The sequence below is a fragment of the Pseudomonas sp. NPDC089534 genome, from assembly GCF_044749305.1.
Taxonomy (GTDB): Bacteria; Pseudomonadota; Gammaproteobacteria; order Pseudomonadales; family Pseudomonadaceae; genus Aquipseudomonas; species Aquipseudomonas ekonensis.
Genome location: NZ_JBIVHR010000097.1, coordinates 1 through 20643, shown reverse-complemented (window position 1 = coordinate 20643; position 20643 = coordinate 1). Strand labels below are relative to the sequence as shown.

Sequence of the window (20643 nt, the reverse complement as noted above, 5' to 3'; positions counted from 1 at the left end):
TCCTGACATCCTGCTCCCAAAGCAGGCGCGCTACCGGACTGCGCTATACCCCGGTTTGAAATTGGCTCCGTGACCAGGACTCGAACCTGGGACCCAATGATTAACAGTCATTTGCTCTACCGACTGAGCTATCACGGAACTACATATTTCAAGTTACAACAGTGAGGCTTGCCTCACCTCCGCCACCCGTTCGCATCGCTGCGTTCGTGTGTCTGAGGCGCGCTATTCTACAACCTAGAACACCTCTGTCAACCCCCTAAATTGCTTTCAAGTTAATGATTTGCAACTTATTTCGGTTTTCAACTCAGTGAGCTGAAGCCCTGCGGGTGACTGACTGCGGGGCGCACTTTACAAGCCTTTTCCTTTGAGTTCAACAGCCTGGCGAAAAAAAAGGCCTCGCGGTGGGCGAGGCCTTCTTTTTTGGCGCCGAGCGTCAGCTGAACGCGATCTCGTCGTTCTCCACCACGCCCGTCGCCGTTTCGCCCGGCATGAAGCGTCCGGACAGGATCAACTGCGCCAGCGGGTTCTCGATCCAGCGCTGGATCGCCCGTTTCAGCGGACGTGCGCCATAGACCGGGTCGTAGCCGACGGCAATCAGCTTGTCCATCGCCTCCGGGCTCAGCTCCAGTTTCAGCTCGCGCTCGGCCAGACGGCTGCGCAGGCGGCCCAGCTGGATCTCGGTGATGCCGGCAATCTGATCCCGCGCCAACGGTTCGAAGATCACCACTTCGTCGACCCGGTTGATGAACTCCGGCCGGAAGTGGGTGGAAATCGCGTCCATCACCGCCGCACGCTGGGCCTCGCGGTCGCCCACCAACTCCTGGATCTGCATCGAGCCGAGGTTGGAGGTCATCACGATCACCGTGTTGCGAAAATCCACCGTGCGCCCGTGGCTGTCGGTCAGGCGCCCGTCCTCCAGCACTTGCAGCAAGATGTTGAACACGTCCGGGTGGGCCTTCTCGACTTCGTCCAGGAGGATCACCGAGTACGGCTTGCGCCGCACCGCTTCGGTCAGGTAACCGCCTTCTTCGTAGCCCACGTAGCCTGGCGGCGCACCGATCAGCCGGGCCACGGAATGCTTCTCCATGAACTCGGACATGTCGATCCGCACCATCGCCTCTTCGGTGTCGAAGAGGAACTCGGCCAGCGCCTTGCACAGCTCGGTCTTGCCGACCCCGGTCGGGCCGAGGAACATGAACGAGCCGCTCGGCCGGTTCGGATCCGCCAACCCGGCGCGGGAACGCCGCACGGCGTTGGCCACCGCCACCACCGCCTCGTCCTGGCCGATCACGCGCTGATGCAGCAGGCTTTCCATCTTCATCAGCTTGTCGCGCTCGCCTTCGAGCATTTTCGACACCGGGATGCCGGTCCACTTCGACACGACCTCGGCGATTTCCTCTTCGGTCACCTTGCTGCGCAGCAGCTGGTTCTCGCTCTTGCCGTGCTGGTCGACCATCTGCAGGCTGCGCTCCAGGTCCGGGATCACCCCGTACTGCAGCTCGGCCATGCGGTTGAGGTCACCCTTGCGCCGCGCCGCTTCCAGTTCCTGGCGGGACTGTTCGATCTTCTGCTGAATCTGCGCCGAGCCCTGAACCTCGGCCTTTTCCGAGTTCCAGATCTCTTCCAGGTCCGAATACTCGCGCTCGTGCCGGTCGATTTCTTCCTGGAGCTTCTCCAGGCGTTTCTTCGCCGCGTCGTCGCTTTCCTTCTTCAGCGCCTGGGATTCGACCTTCAGCTGAATCAGGCGGCGCTCCAGGCGATCCAGCACTTCCGGCTTGGAGTCGATCTCCATGCGGATGCGGCTGGCGGCCTCGTCGATCAGGTCGATGGCCTTGTCCGGCAGTTGCCGGTCGGTGATGTAGCGATGGCTGAGCTTCGCCGCCGCGATGATCGCGCCGTCGGTGATCGCCACCTTGTGGTGCACTTCGTAGCGCTCCTTCAGGCCACGCAGGATCGCGATGGTGTCCTCTTCGCTCGGCTCGTCCACCAGCACCTTCTGGAAGCGCCGCTCAAGGGCCGCGTCCTTCTCGATGTACTGGCGGTACTCGTTGAGCGTCGTGGCGCCCACGCAGTGCAGCTCGCCGCGGGCCAGGGCCGGCTTGAGCATGTTGCCGGCATCCATCGAGCCCTCGCCCTTGCCGGCGCCGACCATGGTGTGCAGTTCGTCGATGAACAGAATGATCTGCCCTTCCTGCTTGGACAGTTCGTTGAGCAGCGCCTTGAGGCGCTCCTCGAATTCGCCGCGGTACTTGGCGCCGGCGATCAGCGCGCCCATGTCCAGCGACAGCAGACGCTTGCCGCGCAGGCCGTCCGGCACTTCGCCGTTGATGATCCGCTGGGCCAGGCCTTCGGCGATGGCGGTCTTGCCCACGCCAGGCTCGCCGATCAGCACCGGGTTGTTCTTGGTGCGGCGCTGCAGGACCTGGATGGTGCGGCGGATCTCGTCGTCACGGCCGATCACCGGGTCAAGCTTGCCGTCCTCGGCGCGCTTGGTCAGGTCGATGGTGTACTTGTCCAGGGCCTGGCGCGACTCCTCGTGGTTGGCGTCGTTGACCGCCTCGCCGCCGCGCAGGTTGTTGATCGCGTTTTCCAGGGCCTTCTTGCTCACGCCCTGGCCGAGCAGCAGCTTGCCCAGCTTGCTGTTCTCGTCCATGGCGGCGAGCAGCACCAGTTCGCTGGAGATGAACTGGTCGCCCTTCTGCTGGGCCAGGCGGTCGGCCTGGTTGAGCAGGCGCGCCAGGTCCTGCGACATGTTGACGTCGCCGGTCGGGTTCTGGATTTTCGGCAGTTGGTCGAGCTCTTTGGTCAGCTCTTTGCGCAGGCTGTTGACGTCGAAGCCCACCTGCATCAGCAGGGGCTTGATCGAGCCGCCCTGCTGTTCGAGCATGGCCTGCATCAGGTGCGCAGGCTCGATGCCCGGATGGTCGAGGCCGACGGCCAGGGATTGGGCATCGGACAGGGCCAACTGAAGTTTGCTGGTTAAACGGTCTATACGCATGGGGTCACCTTCCTTTTGAGCAGGTCGGATCTAGGAAACCATCCTGAATGAAGAAACCTGCCAGATACCGCTATAGATGCGGTCGATTCTGGAAGATTCAAGCGTCAGGGGGTTGATGCAGGTCAGACAAGCTTAGCGGGTGCCCGGCCTGGCCGGCGCGTTTCCGTTTGGCGGTCGGTTGCCGGCGTCGTGCGACGCGGCGTGACGGAAACCGGCGCCGTCAGTCGGCGGCGCCGGACGCCTCCAGCCACACCAACGAGGCGAAGCGGCCGGTGCGCGATGCGCGGCGATAAGAAAAGAAGCGCGGATCGCTGACGGTGCAGAAACCGCCGCCGTACACCGCCGTGACACCCCGCTCGGCCAGGCGCAGGCGCGCCAGCAGATAGATGTCGGCCATGAACTTGCCGGCGTTTTGGCTCGGGACAAAAGCGGCCGCCGCGGCGGGCAACTGATCGACGAAGACTTCCCGCACTTCCGGGCCCACTTCGAAGGCCTGCGGGCCGATGGCCGGACCGAGCCACACCAACACCTCTTCAGGCGCGGTGCCCAGGGTGTCGAGGGTGGCTTCCAGCACGCCGGCGGCCAGGCCGCGCCACCCGGCATGGGCGGCGGCGACGCGGGTGCCCGCGCGGTCGCAGAACAGGGCCGGCAGGCAATCGGCCGTCATCGCGGCGCAGGCGATGCCCGGCGTGGCGGTCCAACTGGCGTCGGCGGTCGCCACCACGGCAGGGTCGGCGTGGGCCACGGCGATGCCGTGGACCTGCTGCAGCCAGGCGGGCCTGATCGAAAAGCGGTCGGTGAGGCGCCGACGGTTCTCGGCGACGTCCTGCGGGCGGTCATCGACGTGATCGCCCAGGTTGAGCGTGTCGAACGGCGCCTCGCTGACACCGCCCTCGCGGGTGGTGACACAGGCCTTGACGCTGGCCGGCGCGGGCCAGTCCGGCGTCAGCCAGTTCATCCGACGAACGCCTCGCGGTCCTGCTTGAGCAGGGTCAGCAGCCAGACGAAGTCTTCCGGCAGCGGCGATTCCCAGCTCATGCGCTCGCCGGTGGTCGGGTGCTCCAGCTCAAGGAACCGCGCATGCAGGGCCTGCCGCGGGAAATGCTTGAGGGACTCGACCATGGTCTGGCTCGCGGCCGGCGGAATGCGGAAGCGGCCGCCGTAGGCCGGGTCGCCGACCAGCGGGAAATTGATGTGCGCCATGTGCACGCGGATCTGGTGGGTGCGTCCGGTCTCCAGCTTCACCCGCACGTGGGTGTGGGAACGGAAGCGCTCCAGCACGCGGTAGTGGCTGACGGCCGGCTTGCCGCCTTCCATCACCGCCATGCGCTGGCGCTGCTGGCCGTGGCGGCCGATCGGCGCGTTGATCTTGCCGCCGGCGGTCACCACGCCGATCACGATGCATTCATAGATGCGGCTGACGGTGCGGCTCTGCAGTTGGGCGACCAGCTTGGTCTGCGCCTGGATGGTCTTGGCCACCACCATCAGGCCGGTGGTGTCCTTGTCCAGGCGGTGCACGATGCCGGCGCGCGGGACGTTGACGATGTCCGGCACGTGGTGCAGCAGGGCGTTGAGCAGCGTGCCGTCGGCGTGGCCGGCGGCCGGGTGCACCACCAGGCCCGCCGGCTTGTTGATCACCAGGATGTCGTCGTCTTCGTAGACGATGTCCAGTTCGATGTCCTGGGCCACCCACTCGCCCTGGGCTTCCTGTTCGGCGGTCAGTTCCAGCACCGCGCCGCCATGAACGATGTCGCGCGGACGGATGACCGCCCCGTCCACGGTCAGGCGACCGTCTTTGATCCAGGCGGAAAGGCGCGAGCGCGAGTGCTCGGCGAAGAGTTGGGCGGCGACTTGATCGAGGCGTTGGCCGCCCAGTTCGGACGGCACCTCTGCGCGAAGTTCAATTTTATCGGACATGCTCGGACTGGGCGTCGGCACAGCCTTTGGTTTCGGCTGCGCGCTTGTGGTTAAATACGGCTTCTTTTGCCCCGAGGCTTTTCAACGGGGCGCTCATCATAACAGGACGGTCCCGCCCAAGACAGCGGCCGTCATAGGGACGCAAGCCGCCATGCAAGTGAAACACCTGCTGCTGATCGCCATCCTCGCATTGACCGCCGCTTGCTCATCGAAGGAAGTCGTAGACGAAAACCTGAGCGAAGCCGAGCTGTACCAGCAGGCCCAGAACGACCTGGACAACAGCAGCTACACCAGCGCCACCGCCAAGCTGAAGGCCCTGGAGTCGCGCTATCCGTTCGGTCGCTACGCCGATCAGGCACAGCTTGAACTCATCTATGCCAACTACAAGAACGCCGAGCCGGAAGCCGCCAAGTCCGCCGCCGAGCGCTTCATCCGCCTGCATCCGCAGCACCCGAACGTCGACTACGCCTACTACCTCAAGGGCCTGACCTCGTTCGACCAGGACGTCGGCCTGCTGGCGCGCTTCCTGCCGCTGGACATGACCAAGCGTGACCCGGGCGCCGCCCGCGACTCCTACAACGAGTTCGCCCAGCTGACCAGCCGCTACCCGAACAGCCGCTACGCGCCGGACGCCAAGCAGCGCATGATCTACCTGCGCAACCTGCTGGCGGCCTACGAGATCCACGTGGCCGACTACTACCTGACCCGTCAGGCCTACGTCGCCGCCGCCAACCGCGGCCGCTACGTGGTGGAAAACTTCCAGGAAACCCCGTCGGTCGGCGACGGCCTGGCGGTGATGACCGAAGCCTACCAGCGCCTGCACCTGGATGAGCTGGCGGCCTCCAGCCTCGAGACCCTGAAGCTCAACTACCCGAACCACCCGAGCCTGGTGGACGGTCAGTTCGTGCCGTCGGTGGCCGAAGCCGACAACCGTTCGTGGCTGAGCAAGGCCACCCTCGGCCTGATCGAGTCCCGTCCGCCGCTGCCGCCGGGAGAGACCCGCGCCAACCAGGACGTGCAGAAGCAGTTCCAGGACGCGAAGGACGCGATCCCGAACGAGCTCAAGCCGAAGGACGAAAACGGCAACGTGATCGAAGAGCCGGAATCCGAGTCCGACCGCTCGATCTTCAGCTACATGACCTTCGGTCTGTTCGACTGAGCCGCACCGGCCGCACAAGAAAGGGAGATCTTCGGATCTCCCTTTTTCGTTGCCGCGTTTCACGGGGCTGTGCGCCCGGCGGGCTCCTTGGCTAAACTGCCGGATCATTAGCCGAAAAGCCGCCCATCATGCTTCGATTACTGTTCTGGATCGCCCTGATCGCCGCCGCCGTCTGGCTCTGGCGCAAGTTCAAGGCCCCCGCCTCCTCCACCCCGTCCCCACGCGAGCAGGATGCCGCGCCGATGGTGCGCTGCGCCCATTGCGGCGTGCACCTGCCCCGCGACCGCGCACTGAGCCTCGAACAACAATGGTATTGCAGCCAGGCGCACCTGGAGCAAGGCCCCGGATCCAGTGGTCGCTGAGGCCGCCAATGCCTCCGGCAAGCAGGCCCAGCGCCTGCTGCGCCTCTATCACCTGTATCGCCTGAGCGTCGGCATCACCCTGGTGCTGCTGATTTCCAGCAACATGGACAACCGCCTGCTGACGTCGGCCGACGACGAACTGCTGCGCAGCGGCAGCTGGCTGTACCTGGTGCTGAACATCCTGCTGGTGGTGTTCCTGGAAAACATCCGCCGCCCGGCGCAGCTGTTCGGCCTGGCGCTGACCGACGTCCTGCTGCTCTGCGGCCTGTTCTACGCCGCCGGCGGCGTGGCCAGCACCCTGGGCAACCTGCTGATCGTCTCGGTGGCCATCAGCAATACCCTGCTGCGCCGGCGCATCGGCCTGCTGATCGCCGCCGTCGGCGCCCTCGGCATCGTGGCCCTGAGCTTCCTGCTGAGCCTCAGCCATCCCCTGAGCCCCAACGACTACCTGCAGGCCGGCACCCTCGGCGCCCTGTGCTTCGCGGCCTCGATGCTGGTGCAAGGGCTGATGCGGCGCCTGGAGGTCAGTGAGCACCTGGCCGAACAGCGCGCCAGCGAAGTCGTCGGTCTCGAAGCGCTCAACGCCCTGATCCTGCAACGCATGCGCACCGGCATTCTCGTGCTCGACGGGCAGCGCCGGGTGCAGTTGGCCAACCACAGCGCCAAGGCCCTGCTGAACCACCCGTCACTTGAAGGGCGCCTGATCGACGACTGCGCGCCGATGCTGGTCGAACGCCTGCAACTGTGGCTGAGCAATCCCAGCCTGCGCCCCCAGAGCCTGAAGATGCCGGGTTCCGGCCCGGCGCTGCAGCCGAGCTTCATCGCCCTCGAACAGAGCCCGGAGCGCCAGACCCTGGTGTTTCTCGAAGACCTCGCGCAGATCGCCCAGCAGGCCCAGCAGTTGAAGCTGGCCGCGCTCGGGCGCCTGACCGCCGGCATCGCCCACGAAATCCGCAATCCGCTGGGCGCCATCAGCCATGCGGCGCAGTTGCTGCAGGAGTCCGAGGAACTCGACGGCGCGGACCGGCGTCTGACGCAGATCATCCAAGACCACTCCCAGCGCATGAACCGAGTCATCGAAAACGTCCTGCAACTGTCCCGCCGCCAGCAGAGCGCGCCGCAACGGCTGGATCTCAAGCCCTGGCTGGAGCGCTTCGCCGCCGAGGCCCGCGAGCAGGTGACCGCCCGTCAGTCACTGCACTTGCACATCGGCGCCGGCGACTTCCGCACCCTGATGGATCCCGACCAGCTGACCCAGGTCCTCGACAACCTGGTGCGCAACGGCTGGCGCCACAGCGGCGCGCTGCACGAGCAGGCCGAAGTCTGGCTGGAACTGTCCCTCGACCCCGAAACCCGCCAGGCCGTGCTGCACGTGCAGGACAACGGCCCGGGCGTGGCGCCCGACCAGCAGGCGCACCTGTTCGAACCGTTCTTCACCACCAGCAGCCAGGGCACCGGCCTTGGGCTCTATCTGTCCCGTGAGCTGTGCGAAAGCAATCAAGCGCGCCTAGACTTCAAACCACGCCAAGGCGGCGGCTGCTTTCGCATCACCTTTGCTCACGGACGGAAACAAAGTTGACTACGAGCCCACGGCAAAAAGTCCTGATCGTCGACGACGAACCGGATATCCGCGAACTCCTGGAAATCACCCTGGGACGGATGAAACTCGACACCTTCAGCGCCCGCAGCCTGGGCGAAGCCCGGGCGCTGCTGCACCGCGAGGCCTTCGACCTGTGCCTGACGGACATGCGCCTGCCCGACGGCACCGGGCTTGATCTGGTGCAGCACCTGCAGCAACGTTATCCACAGCTGCCGGTGGCGATGATCACCGCCTACGGCAGCCTGGAAACCGCGATCAACGCCCTGAAGGCCGGGGCCTTCGACTTCCTCACCAAACCGGTGGACCTTGCGCGCCTGCGCGAACTGGTCGCCAGCGCCCTGCGCGTGCCGGCGGCAGGCGGCGTCACATCGATCGAACGGCGGTTGCTGGGCGACTCGCCGCCCATGCGCAACCTGCGCCGGCAGATCGACAAGCTCGCCCGCAGCCAGGCGCCGGTGTACATCAGCGGCGAGTCCGGCAGCGGCAAGGAGCTGGTGGCGCGCCTGATCCACGAACAGGGACCTCGGGCCGGCCAGCCCTTCGTTCCGGTCAACTGCGGAGCGATTCCGTCGGAACTGATGGAAAGCGAGTTCTTCGGCCATCGCAAAGGCAGTTTCAGCGGCGCGGTCGAAGACAAGCCCGGCCTGTTCCAGGCGGCCCACGGCGGCACGCTGTTTCTCGACGAGGTGGCGGACCTGCCGCTGTCGATGCAGGTCAAGCTGCTGCGGGCGATCCAGGAAAAGGCCGTGCGCAGCGTCGGCGGCCAGCAGGAAACCGTGGTCGATGTGCGCATCCTCTGCGCCACGCACAAGGACCTGGACGCCGAGGTCGCCGCCGGGCGTTTCCGCCAGGACCTGTATTACCGGCTGAACGTGATCGAACTGCGGGTGCCGTCCCTGCGCGAGCGGCGCGACGACATCGAAGCGCTGGCCGGCCAGATGCTCAAGCGCCTGGCCAGCAGCACCGGCCAACCGGCGGCGCGCCTGCATCCGCAAGCGCTCGAGGCCCTGAAGAACTACCGCTTCCCGGGCAACGTGCGGGAGCTGGAGAACGTCCTCGAACGGGCGTACACCCTGTGCGAAAACCGCATGATCGAAGCCGACGACCTGCGCCTGAGCGAAGGCAACTGCGCGGCCGAGGGCGGCATCGCCGACCTGACGCAGATCGACAACCTGGAGGACTACCTGGAAAACGTCGAACGCAAGCTGATCCTGCAGGCGCTTGAGGAAACCCGCTGGAACCGCACGGCGGCGGCGCAGCGCCTGAACCTGTCGTTCCGCTCGATGCGCTACCGCCTCAAGAAGCTGGGCCTGGACTGAGGCCCCTTCGTCGGATCGCCGCCCGGGGCAGCCCCCACATGGCTTTGCGGTGGACGCAGATTCTGCATTCACCCAAGTGCTCTGTGGGAGCCAGCCTGCTGGCGATGGCGTCAGTGAGGGCTCCGCAGGGCAAAGCCAAGACACTTATCCCGGTCGTTCATGGAACCTGTCGGTGCGGGCTTGCTCCGGGCGGCGATCCGACGATGGCGGCCTGACAGGCGCAGCCCGCTCCGGCTAGATCCGCCCCTGCGGCGCATACGGCGCCGGATCGATGATCGGCGCCCGCCCCAGCATCACATCGGCGAACAGTTGGCACGAGGCCGGCGCCAGAACCAGCCCGTTGCGGTAATGCCCGCAGTTGAGCCACAGCCCGTCAAAGCCCGGCACGGCGCCGATGTAGGGAACGCCTTCCGGCGAGCCCGGCCGCAGGCCGGCCCAATGCCCCACCACCTCGGCGTCGGCCAGCGCCGGCAGCAACTCCACCGCCGAGGCCTTCAGGCTGGCCAAGGCCACGTCGGTCGGCGTCTTGTCGAACCCTTCATGCTCCAGCGTGCTGCCGATCAGAATGTGCCCGTCGCGGCGCGGAATCGCATAGCGCCCCTTGGCCAGCACCATGCTCGGCAGGAAATCCGCCGCGCACTTGTAGAGGATCATCTGGCCTTTGACCGGCTCCACCGGCAGCGTCAGGCCCAGGGTCTTGAGCAGCTCACCGCTCCAGGCGCCGGCAGTCAGCACCACCTGATCGCCCCGGATCACGCCCGCAGGCGTCTCTACGCCGACCACCCGGCCCCCTTCGCGGACGAAACCGCCGACTTCGCACTGCTCGCGGACGCTGACGTTCGGCAATGCCTGCAACGCCGCCTTCAGCGATTTGACCAGGCGCGGGTTGCGCACGTTGGCCACGTCCTCCATGTAGACGGCCCGGGAGAACCCGCCGCCCAGCGCCGGCACCGCGTCATGGGCCGCCGAGATATCCACAGGCCGCAGCGGACGCCCTTCCCGTTCGGCCCAGGCCAGCGCCTCGGCCTCGTCGTCCAGATCCAGCCAGTACAGGCCGGTGGTGTGCACTTCAGGGTCGACGCCGGTGGCGGCGAACAGGCGCTCGCCCAGCTGTGGATAAAAATCCTGCGACCAATGCGCCAGGGCGGTCACCGCCGGGCTGTAGCGCCAAGGATAAAGCGGGGAAACGATGCCGCCGCCGGCCCAGGAGGATTCCCGCCCCAGGTCCGAACGGTCCAGCAGCACCACGCTGCCCACCTCGGAGGCGAGGTTGTACGCGGTGAGCAGGCCAATCACCCCGCCACCGACAATCACCACTTGCTGTTGCCTGGTCATCTTAGATCCAACCGTTAAAAAGACAGCGGGCGCAAAGGGCGCCCCGATAAAGCGGCTCAGCGGCCCCAGCAATCCTTGGTGGTCAGCCCGGTGGTCGCGTTGTTCATGCTTCTCACGCCGGTGTTGGTGAGGGTGAAGTCCCCGCACTTGTCGGTGGCCATCGCCGTGCCGGCCTTGCGCGTCGCCGTCAGCAGGAAGGTCTGGTCGGTGATCGTCGGCGTGAGGGTGTAGAAGTCGTTGCCGGCGCTCAGGCCGGTGACGTTGGTGTAGACGTTGTTCTTCGAGTAAAACCGTTCGAGGATCTGCGCCTGCTCCGACATCAGCGACACCACTTCGCCACGGCGCCCCTTCTTCACGTACTCGGTGAGGCTCGGATAGCCGATGGTGATGACGATACCGATGATCGCGATCACGATCATGATTTCGATCAGGGTGAAGCCTCGGTTGGATCTGCGCATGCCTCGGTTCTCGCTCACTGTATTTGCCGCCACATGATGCGGCGGCTGCCGCCGCCGGATTTTTCCACCAGCGTGGTGATGGTGCCACTGGAATCGTTCACGACCTTGCGGCTCGCCCCGTTGACGATGGCGTTCAGGGTCGGAATGCCGCCGCTGAACACCACGCCGCTGGAGATCGTGTCGTTGGTGTCGACCACGCCGTCGGCGTTGGTGTCGAGCACCGCGTAGTTGAGCATCTTACCGCTGAACGCCTCGAGTTCGATGAGTTTGCCCGTCCCGAAGCTGGAACAGGGGTCGGTGGTGTCGACGCTGGCGGTGGTGAACACGATCCGCCCCAGCACCAGGCTGGCCTGGTTGATCACCCGTTCGCCGGTCAGCACGTTGTTGTACACCAGCGGCAAATACCAGCCTTTCTCCGCCGGATACGTCGTGTCGTTCTGGGAGGTGGTGACGAACTGACCTGAACTGCCTGAGAACACCCCGGTGATGGATTGGGCCTGCAGGCTGCTCACCGTCAGTTGTCCCGACCCGCCGTCGGCGTCCCACACCGAATAGAACGCCTGCAGGTCCTTGTTGGTCTTGTCGGCGGTCTCGTTGAACTTGCCGGTGCCGACGAAGACCTGCTTGCCGCCCAGCGAGTTGTCCGCCAACAACGGCTGCGCGGTGATCGGCTGGGTCGCCCCGCCCGCCGTGGTGAACAGCGGCTTGCCGGAAAACGCCACGCCCCAGCTGTCGCTGGAGGCGGCGCTCAGGTCGAACTTCCACAGGCGCCCCTTCAGGTCGCCGCCGTAGGCGGCCTGCACCACGTTCTGCGAGTTGACCTTGAGCTTGACCGACGACAAACCGTTGGTGGTCTCGGTGGCGTCGATCACGATCTTGCGGATCAGCGAGCCGTCGCGCACATCCAGCACATACAGCGCCGCCACCCCGGAGTTGCTGCCGTAGCCGTTGGCGATGAACGCCGCCCAGCGGCCGTCGGCCAGGCGCGCCACCTCCGCACGGGCATAGGCGTAGCCCAGGTCGTTGAACGCATTCGACGCGCTGGCGGTGGCCGGCGCGCTGACTTCCCACAGCCCCTTGATCACGTTGCCCGCCGAGGCGTCGTACAGCTGCAGCCCGTAGAAGGTCTTGCCGCCGGCGCCGGTGCCGCCGATGGCCAGGGTTTTCCACGCCGTGCCGAACTGCGCGTCGTACACGCCGACCTGGCCGTCCACCAGAAACTTGTGGCCGACGCCGTTGATGTAGGTCGGATCGGCGATCAGCCGCAGCGACGGCAGCACGCTGGACGGCATGTAGGCGTAGCGCCGGGTGCCGTTGGCCGAGTTGATGACGCTGACGAACCCGTCGTTGCCGTTCACCACGAGGCTGGCGTTCATGTTCGCCGCCTTGGTGGTCAGGTATGTGCTGTAGGAGGTGTCGCCCGAAAGGTCGGACGCGGTTTTCTCCGAGGGCGACGCCAGCGCCAGCGGCGAGTTGATGATGTCGCCCAACAGTACGCTGCGCACCTTCAGGCCGGCCTTGTTGGTGCCCTTGCTCCATTCCACCAGATCGCTGCCGCTGATGCCGGTGGGCAGGCCCTGGCCCAGCACGGCCTGTTGGGCGGTCGAGAAGTTGCCGAAGGCCAGGGTGACGGCGGCGTTGGTCGTGGTGTTCCACGACTGGTAGGTCGGTGCCGTGGCGCTGGGGACGATGGCTGTGTCGGTGCTCCACAGCACCGTCGACGTGTTCACGGCGCCGGTCGAGGTGAACCCGAAGGACTTGATGGTGCCGCGCCAGTCCTTGGGGTCGTAGCTGGTCTGGAAGTAGCTGGTGCCGCTGGCCAGGGTGTTGCCGCTGGTCACGCCGCTGCCGCCGGAACCGGCCTTGGAGGTGATGTCGCTCAACGCCGCGGACAGCGCGGTGTTGAGGCCGGCGCTGTCGGTGGCCTGGTAGTACTTGCCCTGGCCGTAGCCGGCGGCGTCCGACAGCATGTCGTTGGCGGCGGTGAAGCCTACGGTGTAGGTGTTCATGTTCTGTTTGGGGAAGTCTGTGGCGTTCCAGCTCTTGCCCGCCGCGTCGGTGCCGGTCGAGCGCATGTCGATGTCGAAGGCGAACTTGGCGATGTCGTCCAGGTACAGCGTATCGCCCTCGCCGTCGCCGTTGAGGTTGTCGCCGTCGTTGTTGACGCCGTCCCAGTTGGGCAAGCGGTTGCCGCCCAGCGGATCGTTGTTCGGGAAGGTGCGGTCGTAGGTCGGCAGGCCGTCGGTGATCACCACCCCGTAGTTTTTCTGGCAGCGGTACTGGATCGGGCTGGTGTAGGTGTTCGGCGTGTTGTTGTAGTAAGGCGCCAGGCCGCGCATGTAACGGGTGATTTCGTAATAGGTTTCCGCCAGCGGCGTGTTGGCCACGGCGCTCAAGCCGCTGATCGAGGAAATCAGGGCGTTGTAGTTGCTGTCGGCCTGGGCCTGGGTGACGCTGCCGGACACCGGCGACAGGTCGCTGACCGAACGGGCGATGTAGCCGCCGTTGCCGGGGTTGTTGTTGGTGGCCGGGTTGAACGTCGCCAGGCCGATGCGCAGGGAGCGGTTGCTGGTGACCAGTGCGGTGGAGACGTTGCGCGCGACGTTGATCCGGTAGTCGTTGGGGATCGCGCCCGTGGTGAAGTCGCGGTTGCTGCCGTTGGCCAGCCCGACGATGTATGAGATGTAGTCGCCCGAATAGCGCGTGTTGCCGCTGCCCACCGGATCCGGCAGCTTCAGGCACAGGGGCGTCAGCGAGTTGTTGTAGAACGCGTAGGCCCCGCCGGAGCAGCCCGAGGTGGGCAGGCTCGACAGGAACACCGAGTCCCCGGTGATCGCCGTCGAACTCAGGCACACGCCTGCGAAGGCGTTGCACTGCCGGGCCGGCGTGCGGTCCACCGTCGGGTCGAATCCCGCCGCATAGATGATGCTGTTCATGCTCCCCGAATCGTCGATCAGCAACATCACGTTCGGCGGCACCGCCGCGGCGCTCAGCAGCGGCGAGTCGGACGGCGTGAAAGCGTAGGCCGGCGCCGCCAGATACCCGCCGAGCAGCAGGCCCGCCAGCAACGCGCGCCATGGCCGGCGCGGTTCAGTACTTGGCATAGACACTCTCCACCACGCTGCGCGAAGTGCCGGCGATGCCGACGGCCGTGACCCGGTACAGCGTCGCCGAGGTGTTGCTCGGCACATTGACGGCGGTCAGGGTGGTGCCGATGTTCTGCACGCCGTAGAACCCGCTGCCGGCGGCGATCCAGGTGACCCCGGACGTGGCGTTGAGCCCCGCCGCGCTGACCGTCGAGGACTCCGCCGGCGGCGCGCACTGGGCCGTGGTGGCGCACACCGCCAGCGAATAGCTGTCCAGTTGCACCGCGCTTTCGCCGATGCGCAACGCCGCCTCGGCGGTCTGGAACGACTGGTTGCGCAGGCTCACGCTGCCGGCCATCTTTTCCTGGAGGTTGGCGCTCTGCATCGACGACAGCCCGATCAGGGTCAACAGCAGCAGGAACACCAGGCTGACCAGCAGCACCATGCCGCGCTGCGCCTGCGGGGGACGAAACAGAGGCGTCATCATCGTCCGGCCCTCACTGCAGCCGGTTGCGCAAGGCGGCAACCACGTTGAAGGTTTGGTTGCGCACCCGGTTGTTCGGGTCGGTGAGGGTCAGGCTCAGGCGCACGCTGCGGATGCGGGCCGGATCGCTGGGGTTGCTGCTGTAGGTGGACGCCGCGACATCCGTGGCGGACGCCGCCAGGCCGAACATCACGCTGAAGGCGCTGACGTTGTTCACCAGCGCCGCTTGGGTCGGCGTACCGCTGCCGGTGCCCATGAGTATCTGGTTGTTGCTGAAGCTGTAGACCAGGCGACGGATCGGGAACGCGATCTGCCCGGACGCTGCGGCCCGCACGCCGGTATAGGCCGTGGCGCTGTTGCGGCAATCGGAGACCACCGTCCAGGTCGGCGTCCCGCCGCTGCCGCCGACATCGGCGGTGACCAGGGTCAGCTTGAGGTTGGCGTTGTCCCAGTTGATCGGCGTGACCTGGCTGGCGTTGAAATCGCCGGCGGAACTGGAGTCGGTGATCGTGCCCAGGCAGCCGAACATCCCGACCATGCGGATCTCCTGGATCATCTTGCTCAGCACGAAGCGCGCATCCTCCTGCATGGCGGCGGCGCTGTTCTGGCTGGCATAGGTGTTTTTCGCGGCGATGAAGATCTGCACCACGCCCAGCACCACGATCAGCCCCAGCGCCAGGGCGACCAGCAGCTCGATCAGGCCGAACCCTCGGTTGCGGCGGTTCATGGCGTGGCCACCGGATCGACGGCGGCGCGGCTGGTCAGCACGAAGCTGCGCTGGGCGGTCGCTGCGTTGGCGGCCCGGGCGTCGCTCCAGGTGATGGTGATGGTGTACACCCGCTGGTTGAGCGTAATGGTGCCGGTGGCGGTCGGCCCGCCGAAACTGGTGATGTTGGTGGTGAAATCGTAGAGGTCCTGATCCCGGGCCACGCTCAGGTTGCCCGAGGCGGGCGGCGAGACGGTGTAGTCGGCCGCGGAATTGGCGCGGATCCGGTCCATCATGTCGTAGGCGATGAAACTGGCCTGGCTGGCCATCCGCGAGCTGTCGGTGTATTTCAGCGCATTGAGCTGAACCGCCGCCGCCCCCAGCAACCCGACCGTCAGAATCAGCAACGCGACCAGTACCTCGATCAGCGTCATGCCCTCCTGTGCACTTTTGCTCCCTGCCCTCATCCGCAGCTTCCACCCAGTTGGATTCGTCCGTTCAGACACACGTTCAGCGTCCTGCTTTGCGTTCCCAGCGAATAACTGATGACCACCGCCGTCGACGGCGCCGCCAGACCGCCCAGATTATTGAAATCCAGTGCGCTCACTCCTGAGGTTAGCGTCAGAGTCGCCCCGCTGCTCATCGCTGGAACAACCCGCAATACATTGGCCGGCGTGCCGGTGCTGTCGTAGACCGACAGCTCGCCGGTCCAGACGCTGCCGCCGGCGGTCGGCCGGATCCGGGTGGTCACGCCGCGGTCGATCGCTTCAAGCCTCGCGTAGTTGAGGGCCCGCTGCAGATCGCCGACCTCGGTGTCGGCCTTGCTGCCCTGCACCGACCGGGTGAACGCCGGCACCGCCATCGTGACCAGGATCACGAACACCGCGACCGCCACCAGCAGCTCGACCAGCGTGAAACCTTTTGTACGAAGATCCATCGGTGCCCTCCGTTGCCGTCGGCTATACCTGATACACGCTAGAACATCCGGCCGGCCGGCGTCGGTCGATTTGCCCTGTCCGACGCCGGGAGGCGCCGCACACCTGCTCCACGGAGGGAGCCTTCATGCCGCAACCTGCAATGCCGCAACGGGGCATGAGCCTGGTCGAACTGCTCATGGGACTGGCAATCGGCGCAATTGTTCTGTCGCTGGTCGGCCCGGCGTTCGCCGCGCTCACGGAGTCCAGCCGCCAGGAACAGGCGGCACGCTCGCTGCTCGAAGGCATCCGCAACGCCCGCACGCTGGCCATCACGCACAACCGGAGCGTGGTGATCCATGGCATCGACGGCGATTGGGGCCGGGGCTGGCGGATCATTCTGGACATCAGCGGCAAGGGGCCGGAAGACAGCGACAATCCGCTGCTGGTCGAGCATGCAAGCGACGGGAAAGTGCCGGTCGTCGGCAATTGGTGGGTCAGCCGCTATGTGCGGTTCAGCGGCCTGGGCCAGCCGCTGATGCCCGGACGGTCGTTTCAGGCGGGGAAACTGCACATCTGCTCGGCCCGGGAACCGGTCAGCCAGTGGCAGATCGTGCTGGCGGCGAGCGGCCGCGTGCGCCTGGCCGGCGAAAAGGCCGAACAGGCGCTATGCGGCAAGGCGCAGGGGATCAGATCGAACGGACGCGCAGCTCTTTCGGCATCGAGAACGTGATGTTCTCCTCACGCCCGGCCAACTCGTCGGCGCCGGTGGCGCCCCAGGCCTGCAACTGCTGGATCACGCCGCGCACCAGCACTTCCGGGGCGGAGGCGCCGGCGGTGATGCCGATGCGCTCGACGCCTTCGAACCAGGCCTTCTGCAGGTCTTCGGCGCCGTCGATCAGGTAGGCCGGGGTGGCCATCCGTTCGGCCAGCTCGCGCAGGCGGTTGGAGTTGGAGCTGTTCGGGCTGCCGACCACCAGCACCACATCGCACTCGTCGGCCAATTGCTTGACCGCGTCCTGACGGTTCTGCGTGGCGTAGCAGATGTCGTCCTTGCGCGGGCCGCCGATGGCCGGAAACCGGGTGCGCAAGGCGTCGATGACGCGGCTGGTGTCATCCATGGACAACGTGGTCTGGGTGACGAAGGCCAGCCTGTCCGGGTTTTGCACCTGCAGTTCGGCGACGTCCTGCTCGTCCTCGACGAGGTAGATCGCGCCGCCGTTGCTGGCGTCGTACTGGCCCATGGTGCCTTCCACTTCCGGGTGGCCGGCATGGCCGATCAGAATGCATTCGCGCCCGTCGCGGCTGTACTTCGCCACTTCGATGTGCACCTTGGTCACCAGCGGGCACGTGGCGTCGAACACCTTGAGGCCACGGCCGGCGGCTTCGCTGCGCACGGCCTGGGAGACGCCGTGGGCGCTGAAGATCACGATGACGTCATCCGGCACCTGATCCAGCTCCTCGACGAAGATCGCGCCGCGGCTGCGCAAGTCTTCGACCACGAACTTGTTGTGCACCACTTCATGGCGCACATAGATCGGCGGCCCGAACACTTCCAGGGCGCGGTTGACGATTTCGATCGCCCGGTCCACGCCGGCGCAGAAGCCACGGGGGTTGGCGAGTTTGATTTGCATGCTGTGCCTCGTGCCTTGCGCGCAAGAAATTGCGAATACAGTAAAAACCATTCAGAGGGGAAAGTCCCCTTCGAATGAGGAAGAACACGCCGGGAGCGAGCCTGCCCGCTCCCGCAGGGTGACTGCCCGATGACTCAGAGCGCCTTGACGGAAATGATTTCCACGTCAAAGGTCAGCGTCTTGCCGGCCAGCGGGTGGTTGAAGTCGACGGTCACCTGCGCGTCGTCGAACTCCTTCACCACGCCCGGCAATTCAGTATTGGCCGCATCGTTGAAGATCACCAGCAGACCGGGCGACAGCTCCATGCCCGTGAACTGCGAACGGGGAATGACCTGCACGTTCTGCGGGTTCTGCTGGCCGAAGGCGTTTTCCGGCTCGATGGTCAGGGTGCGCTTGTCGCCGCCCTTGAAGCCGAACAGCGCGGCCTCGAAGCCCGGCAGCAGGTTGCCGTCGCCGACCTTGAAGGTCGCCGGGGCCTTGTCGAAGGTGCTGTCGACGGTGTCGCCGTTCTCCAGGCGCAATGCGAAGTGCAAGGTGACTTCGGTGTTCTGGCCGATGCGTTGCACGGCCGATACCTGTTCAGTCATGAACGGCCTCTTCGGTTTTCTTGGATTTGAACATGTCCAGTGCCAGCATCACCGCACCCACGGTGATGGCGCTGTCGGCGAAGTTGAACGCCGGGAAGTACCAGCGGTTCTGCCAGTGCACCAGGATGAAGTCGATCACATGGCCCAGGGCGATGCGGTCGTACAGGTTGCCCAGCGCACCGCCCAGCACCAGCGCCAGGGCGATGGCCAGCCAGGTTTCGTTGCGCCCCAGGCGCTTGAGCCAGACCACCAGCACCGCACTGACCACGATGGCGATCAGGGCGAACAGCCAGCGCTGCCAGCCGGAGCTGTCCGCCAGGAAGCTGAACGCGGCGCCGGTGTTGTAGGCCAGGGTCCAGCTGAAGTAGTCGGGGATGACCACGATCTGCTGAAACATTTCGAGCTTGCCTTCGAAGTAGAACTTGCTGGCCTGGTCGATGACCAGCACCAGCAAGCTCAACCAGAGCCAGCCCAGCCGTCCGAAACGGCCTGCGGCATTAGGCATAGTGACGGACCTCGCCGGCGCCGCTGATGTTGTCCACGCAACGGCCGCAGATTTCCGGATGCTCCGGGTTCACGCCAACGTCTTCACGGCAGTGCCAGCAACGGGCGCACTTGGTGTGGTTCGACTTGACGATCTTCAGCTTCAGGCCGCCGACTTCGGTGGCCACCGCATCCGCCGGCGCCTGCACGAACGGTGCGACGGCAGCGGTGGAGGTGATCAGCACGAAGCGCAGCTCGTTGCTCAGCTTGGCCAGGTCGGCGCTCAGGGCCTCCTCGGCGAACAGGGTCACCTCGGCCTGGAGGTTGCCGCCGACGGCCTTGGCCGCGCGCTGGATCTCCATTTCCTTGTTGACCGCGACCTTCACTTCCATGATGCGGTCCCAATAGGCACGGCCCAGCTCGAAGCCTTCCGGCAGTTCGGTGAGGCCTTCGTACCAGGTGTTGAGCATCACCGATTCGTTGCGCTCGCCCGGCAGGTACTGCCACAGCTCGTCGGCGGTGAACGCCAGGATCGGCGCGATCCAGCGCACCAGCGCTTCGGAGATGTGGAACAGCGCGGTCTGGCACGAACGGCGGGCCTTGCTGTCGGCGCCGGTGGTGTACTGGCGGTCCTTGATGATGTCGAGGTAGAAGCCGCCCAGCTCCTGCACGCAGAAGTTGTGGATCTTGGAGTAGACGTTCCAGAAACGGTACTCGCCGTAGCTTTCCTTCAGCTCGTTCTGCAGCAGCAGCGTGCGGTCCACCGCCCAGCGGTCCAGCGCCAGCATGTCTTCGGCCGGCAGCAGGTCGGTGGCCGGGTTGAATCCGGTCAAGTTGGAGAGCAGGAAACGCGCGGTGTTGCGGATACGACGGTAGGCGTCCGCGCTGCGCTGCAGGATCTGCTCGGACACCGCCATTTCGCCGGAGTAGTCGGTCGAAGCCACCCACAGGCGCATGATGTCGGCGCCCAGGGTGTCGTTGACCTTCTGCGGCGCGATCACGTTGCCCAGGGACTTGGACATCTTGCGGCCGGCCTCGTCCACGGTGAAGCCGTGGGTCAGCAGCTCGCGGTACGGCGCGTGGTTGTCGATGGCGCAGCCGGTCAGCAGCGACGAGTGGAACCAGCCGCGGTGCTGGTCGGAGCCTTCCAGGTACAGGTCGGCGCGCGGGCCGGTCTCGTGGCCCATCGGGTGCGAGCCGCGCAGCACGTGCCAGTGGGTGGTGCCCGAGTCGAACCAGACGTCGAGGGTGTCGCTGATCTTGTCGTACTGCGGCGCTTCATCGCCCAGCAGTTCGGCGGCGTCCAGCTTGAACCAGGCGTCGATGCCTTCGGACTCGACGCGCTTGGCGACCTCTTCCATCAGCTCGACGGTGCGCGGGTGCAGTTCGCCGCTTTCCTTGTTCAGGAAGAACGGGATCGGCACGCCCCAGTTGCGCTGACGGGAGATGCACCAGTCCGGACGGTTGGCGATCATCGAATGCAGGCGCGCCTGGCCCCAGGCCGGCACGAACTTGGTGTCTTCGATGGCCTTGAGCGAGCGTTGGCGAAGGGCCGTCGAAGACTACGACGTTGATAGGTCGGGTGTGTAAGCGCTGTGAGG

Annotated in this window: 18 protein-coding genes, 1 tRNA gene and 1 pseudogene; 5 read left to right on the top strand and 15 right to left on the bottom strand. The window is 65.7% G+C overall.

The genetic code is table 11. The annotated features are described in order from the left end of the window. Nucleotides 1-62: 62 nt before the first annotated feature. The 4 genes from ACIP0B_RS23495 to rluD form a co-directional block, all read right to left on the bottom strand. Nucleotides 63-138: transfer RNA gene (locus tag ACIP0B_RS23495), tRNA-Asn, on the bottom strand. 295 nt (nt 139-433) lie between these two features. Next, nucleotides 434-2998, bottom strand: a complete 2565-nt coding sequence (gene clpB / locus ACIP0B_RS23490) for an ATP-dependent chaperone ClpB (RefSeq protein WP_217890547.1) — start codon at nt 2996-2998, stop codon at nt 434-436. Between the two features lie 220 nt (nt 2999-3218). Continuing rightward, the gene (gene pgeF / locus ACIP0B_RS23485; protein WP_400836450.1) at nt 3219-3956 is read right to left on the bottom strand and encodes a peptidoglycan editing factor PgeF; all 738 of its coding nucleotides are present in this window, start codon (nt 3954-3956) and stop codon (nt 3219-3221) included. Beyond that, nucleotides 3953-4915 carry a 23S rRNA pseudouridine(1911/1915/1917) synthase RluD gene (rluD, locus tag ACIP0B_RS23480; RefSeq protein ID WP_400836448.1) on the bottom strand — a complete coding sequence of 321 codons (963 nt, stop codon included), beginning with the start codon at nt 4913-4915 and terminating at the stop codon, nt 3953-3955. Before rluD ends, pgeF begins: the two co-directional genes overlap by 4 nt. Nucleotides 4916-5066: 151 nt before the next feature. On the opposite strand from rluD, the gene ACIP0B_RS23475 reads away from it, so the two are divergent. The 4 genes from ACIP0B_RS23475 to ACIP0B_RS23460 all read left to right on the top strand — a co-directional run bounded on the left by ACIP0B_RS23475 (nt 5067) and on the right by ACIP0B_RS23460 (nt 9355). Then, the gene (locus ACIP0B_RS23475) at nt 5067-6074 is read left to right on the top strand and encodes an outer membrane protein assembly factor BamD (RefSeq protein WP_400836446.1); all 1008 of its coding nucleotides are present in this window, start codon (nt 5067-5069) and stop codon (nt 6072-6074) included. Nucleotides 6075-6202: 128 nt separating this feature from the next. Next, nucleotides 6203-6436: a PP0621 family protein gene (locus ACIP0B_RS23470; RefSeq protein ID WP_400836444.1), complete on the top strand. Its 234-nt coding sequence runs from the start codon at nt 6203-6205 to the stop codon at nt 6434-6436. After that, a complete protein-coding gene (locus ACIP0B_RS23465; protein WP_400836442.1) occupies nt 6426-8015 on the top strand; it encodes a sensor histidine kinase in 1590 nt (529 codons plus the stop codon). The genes ACIP0B_RS23470 and ACIP0B_RS23465 overlap by 11 nt, the downstream gene beginning before the upstream one ends. After that, a complete protein-coding gene (locus ACIP0B_RS23460; protein ID WP_400836440.1) occupies nt 8012-9355 on the top strand; it encodes a sigma-54-dependent transcriptional regulator in 1344 nt (447 codons plus the stop codon). Before ACIP0B_RS23465 ends, ACIP0B_RS23460 begins: the two co-directional genes overlap by 4 nt. Nucleotides 9356-9589: 234 nt before the next feature. Here ACIP0B_RS23460 and thiO read toward each other — a convergent pair whose 3' ends face one another. From thiO to ACIP0B_RS23425, 7 genes are read right to left on the bottom strand one after another with little or no spacing between them, the layout of a single operon-like run. Further along, a complete protein-coding gene (thiO, locus tag ACIP0B_RS23455) occupies nt 9590-10690 on the bottom strand; it encodes a glycine oxidase ThiO (RefSeq protein ID WP_400836438.1) in 1101 nt (366 codons plus the stop codon). Between the two features lie 56 nt (nt 10691-10746). Continuing rightward, entirely contained in the window at nt 10747-11148 is a 402-nt protein-coding gene (locus ACIP0B_RS23450) for a type IV pilin protein (RefSeq protein ID WP_400836436.1), read from the bottom strand. 14 nt (nt 11149-11162) lie between these two features. Beyond that, complete coding sequence (locus ACIP0B_RS23445) at nt 11163-14252, bottom strand: pilus assembly protein (protein ID WP_400836434.1); 3090 nt, start codon at nt 14250-14252, stop codon at nt 11163-11165. Further along, nucleotides 14239-14718 carry a PilX N-terminal domain-containing pilus assembly protein gene (locus ACIP0B_RS23440; RefSeq protein WP_400836432.1) on the bottom strand — a complete coding sequence of 160 codons (480 nt, stop codon included), beginning with the start codon at nt 14716-14718 and terminating at the stop codon, nt 14239-14241. The genes ACIP0B_RS23445 and ACIP0B_RS23440 overlap by 14 nt, the downstream gene beginning before the upstream one ends. Nucleotides 14719-14731: 13 nt before the next feature. Continuing rightward, nucleotides 14732-15445 carry a PilW family protein gene (locus ACIP0B_RS23435; protein WP_400836430.1) on the bottom strand — a complete coding sequence of 238 codons (714 nt, stop codon included), beginning with the start codon at nt 15443-15445 and terminating at the stop codon, nt 14732-14734. Beyond that, nucleotides 15442-15891: a type IV pilus modification protein PilV gene (gene pilV / locus ACIP0B_RS23430; RefSeq protein ID WP_400836428.1), complete on the bottom strand. Its 450-nt coding sequence runs from the start codon at nt 15889-15891 to the stop codon at nt 15442-15444. The genes ACIP0B_RS23435 and pilV overlap by 4 nt, the downstream gene beginning before the upstream one ends. Then, nucleotides 15888-16361, bottom strand: a complete 474-nt coding sequence (locus ACIP0B_RS23425; protein WP_400836426.1) for a GspH/FimT family pseudopilin — start codon at nt 16359-16361, stop codon at nt 15888-15890. Before ACIP0B_RS23425 ends, pilV begins: the two co-directional genes overlap by 4 nt. A gap of 140 nt (nt 16362-16501) precedes the next feature. Here ACIP0B_RS23425 and ACIP0B_RS23420 point away from each other — a divergent pair, with 140 nt between their 5' ends. Then, on the top strand, nt 16502-17071 hold the full coding sequence (locus ACIP0B_RS23420; RefSeq protein WP_400836452.1) for a GspH/FimT family pseudopilin: 570 nt from the start codon (nt 16502-16504) through the stop codon (nt 17069-17071). Here the strand turns inward: ACIP0B_RS23420 and ispH are convergent. The 4 genes and pseudogenes from ispH to ACIP0B_RS23400 all read right to left on the bottom strand — a co-directional run. Continuing rightward, nucleotides 17028-17972 (bottom strand): 4-hydroxy-3-methylbut-2-enyl diphosphate reductase, encoded by a 945-nt coding sequence (gene ispH, locus ACIP0B_RS23415; protein WP_400836424.1) that lies wholly within the window; start codon nt 17970-17972, stop codon nt 17028-17030. The genes ACIP0B_RS23420 and ispH overlap by 44 nt on opposite strands. A 134-nt stretch (nt 17973-18106) precedes the next feature. Further along, complete coding sequence (gene fkpB / locus ACIP0B_RS23410) at nt 18107-18559, bottom strand: FKBP-type peptidyl-prolyl cis-trans isomerase (protein ID WP_400836422.1); 453 nt, start codon at nt 18557-18559, stop codon at nt 18107-18109. Continuing rightward, nucleotides 18552-19064, bottom strand: coding sequence for a signal peptidase II (gene lspA, locus ACIP0B_RS23405; RefSeq protein WP_400836420.1), 513 nt, complete (start codon nt 19062-19064; stop codon nt 18552-18554). The genes fkpB and lspA overlap by 8 nt, the downstream gene beginning before the upstream one ends. Then, nucleotides 19057-20595: pseudogene (locus ACIP0B_RS23400) on the bottom strand (class I tRNA ligase family protein); the annotation flags it as partial. The gene lspA and the pseudogene ACIP0B_RS23400, both read right to left, overlap by 8 nt. Nucleotides 20596-20643 lie beyond the last annotated feature (48 nt).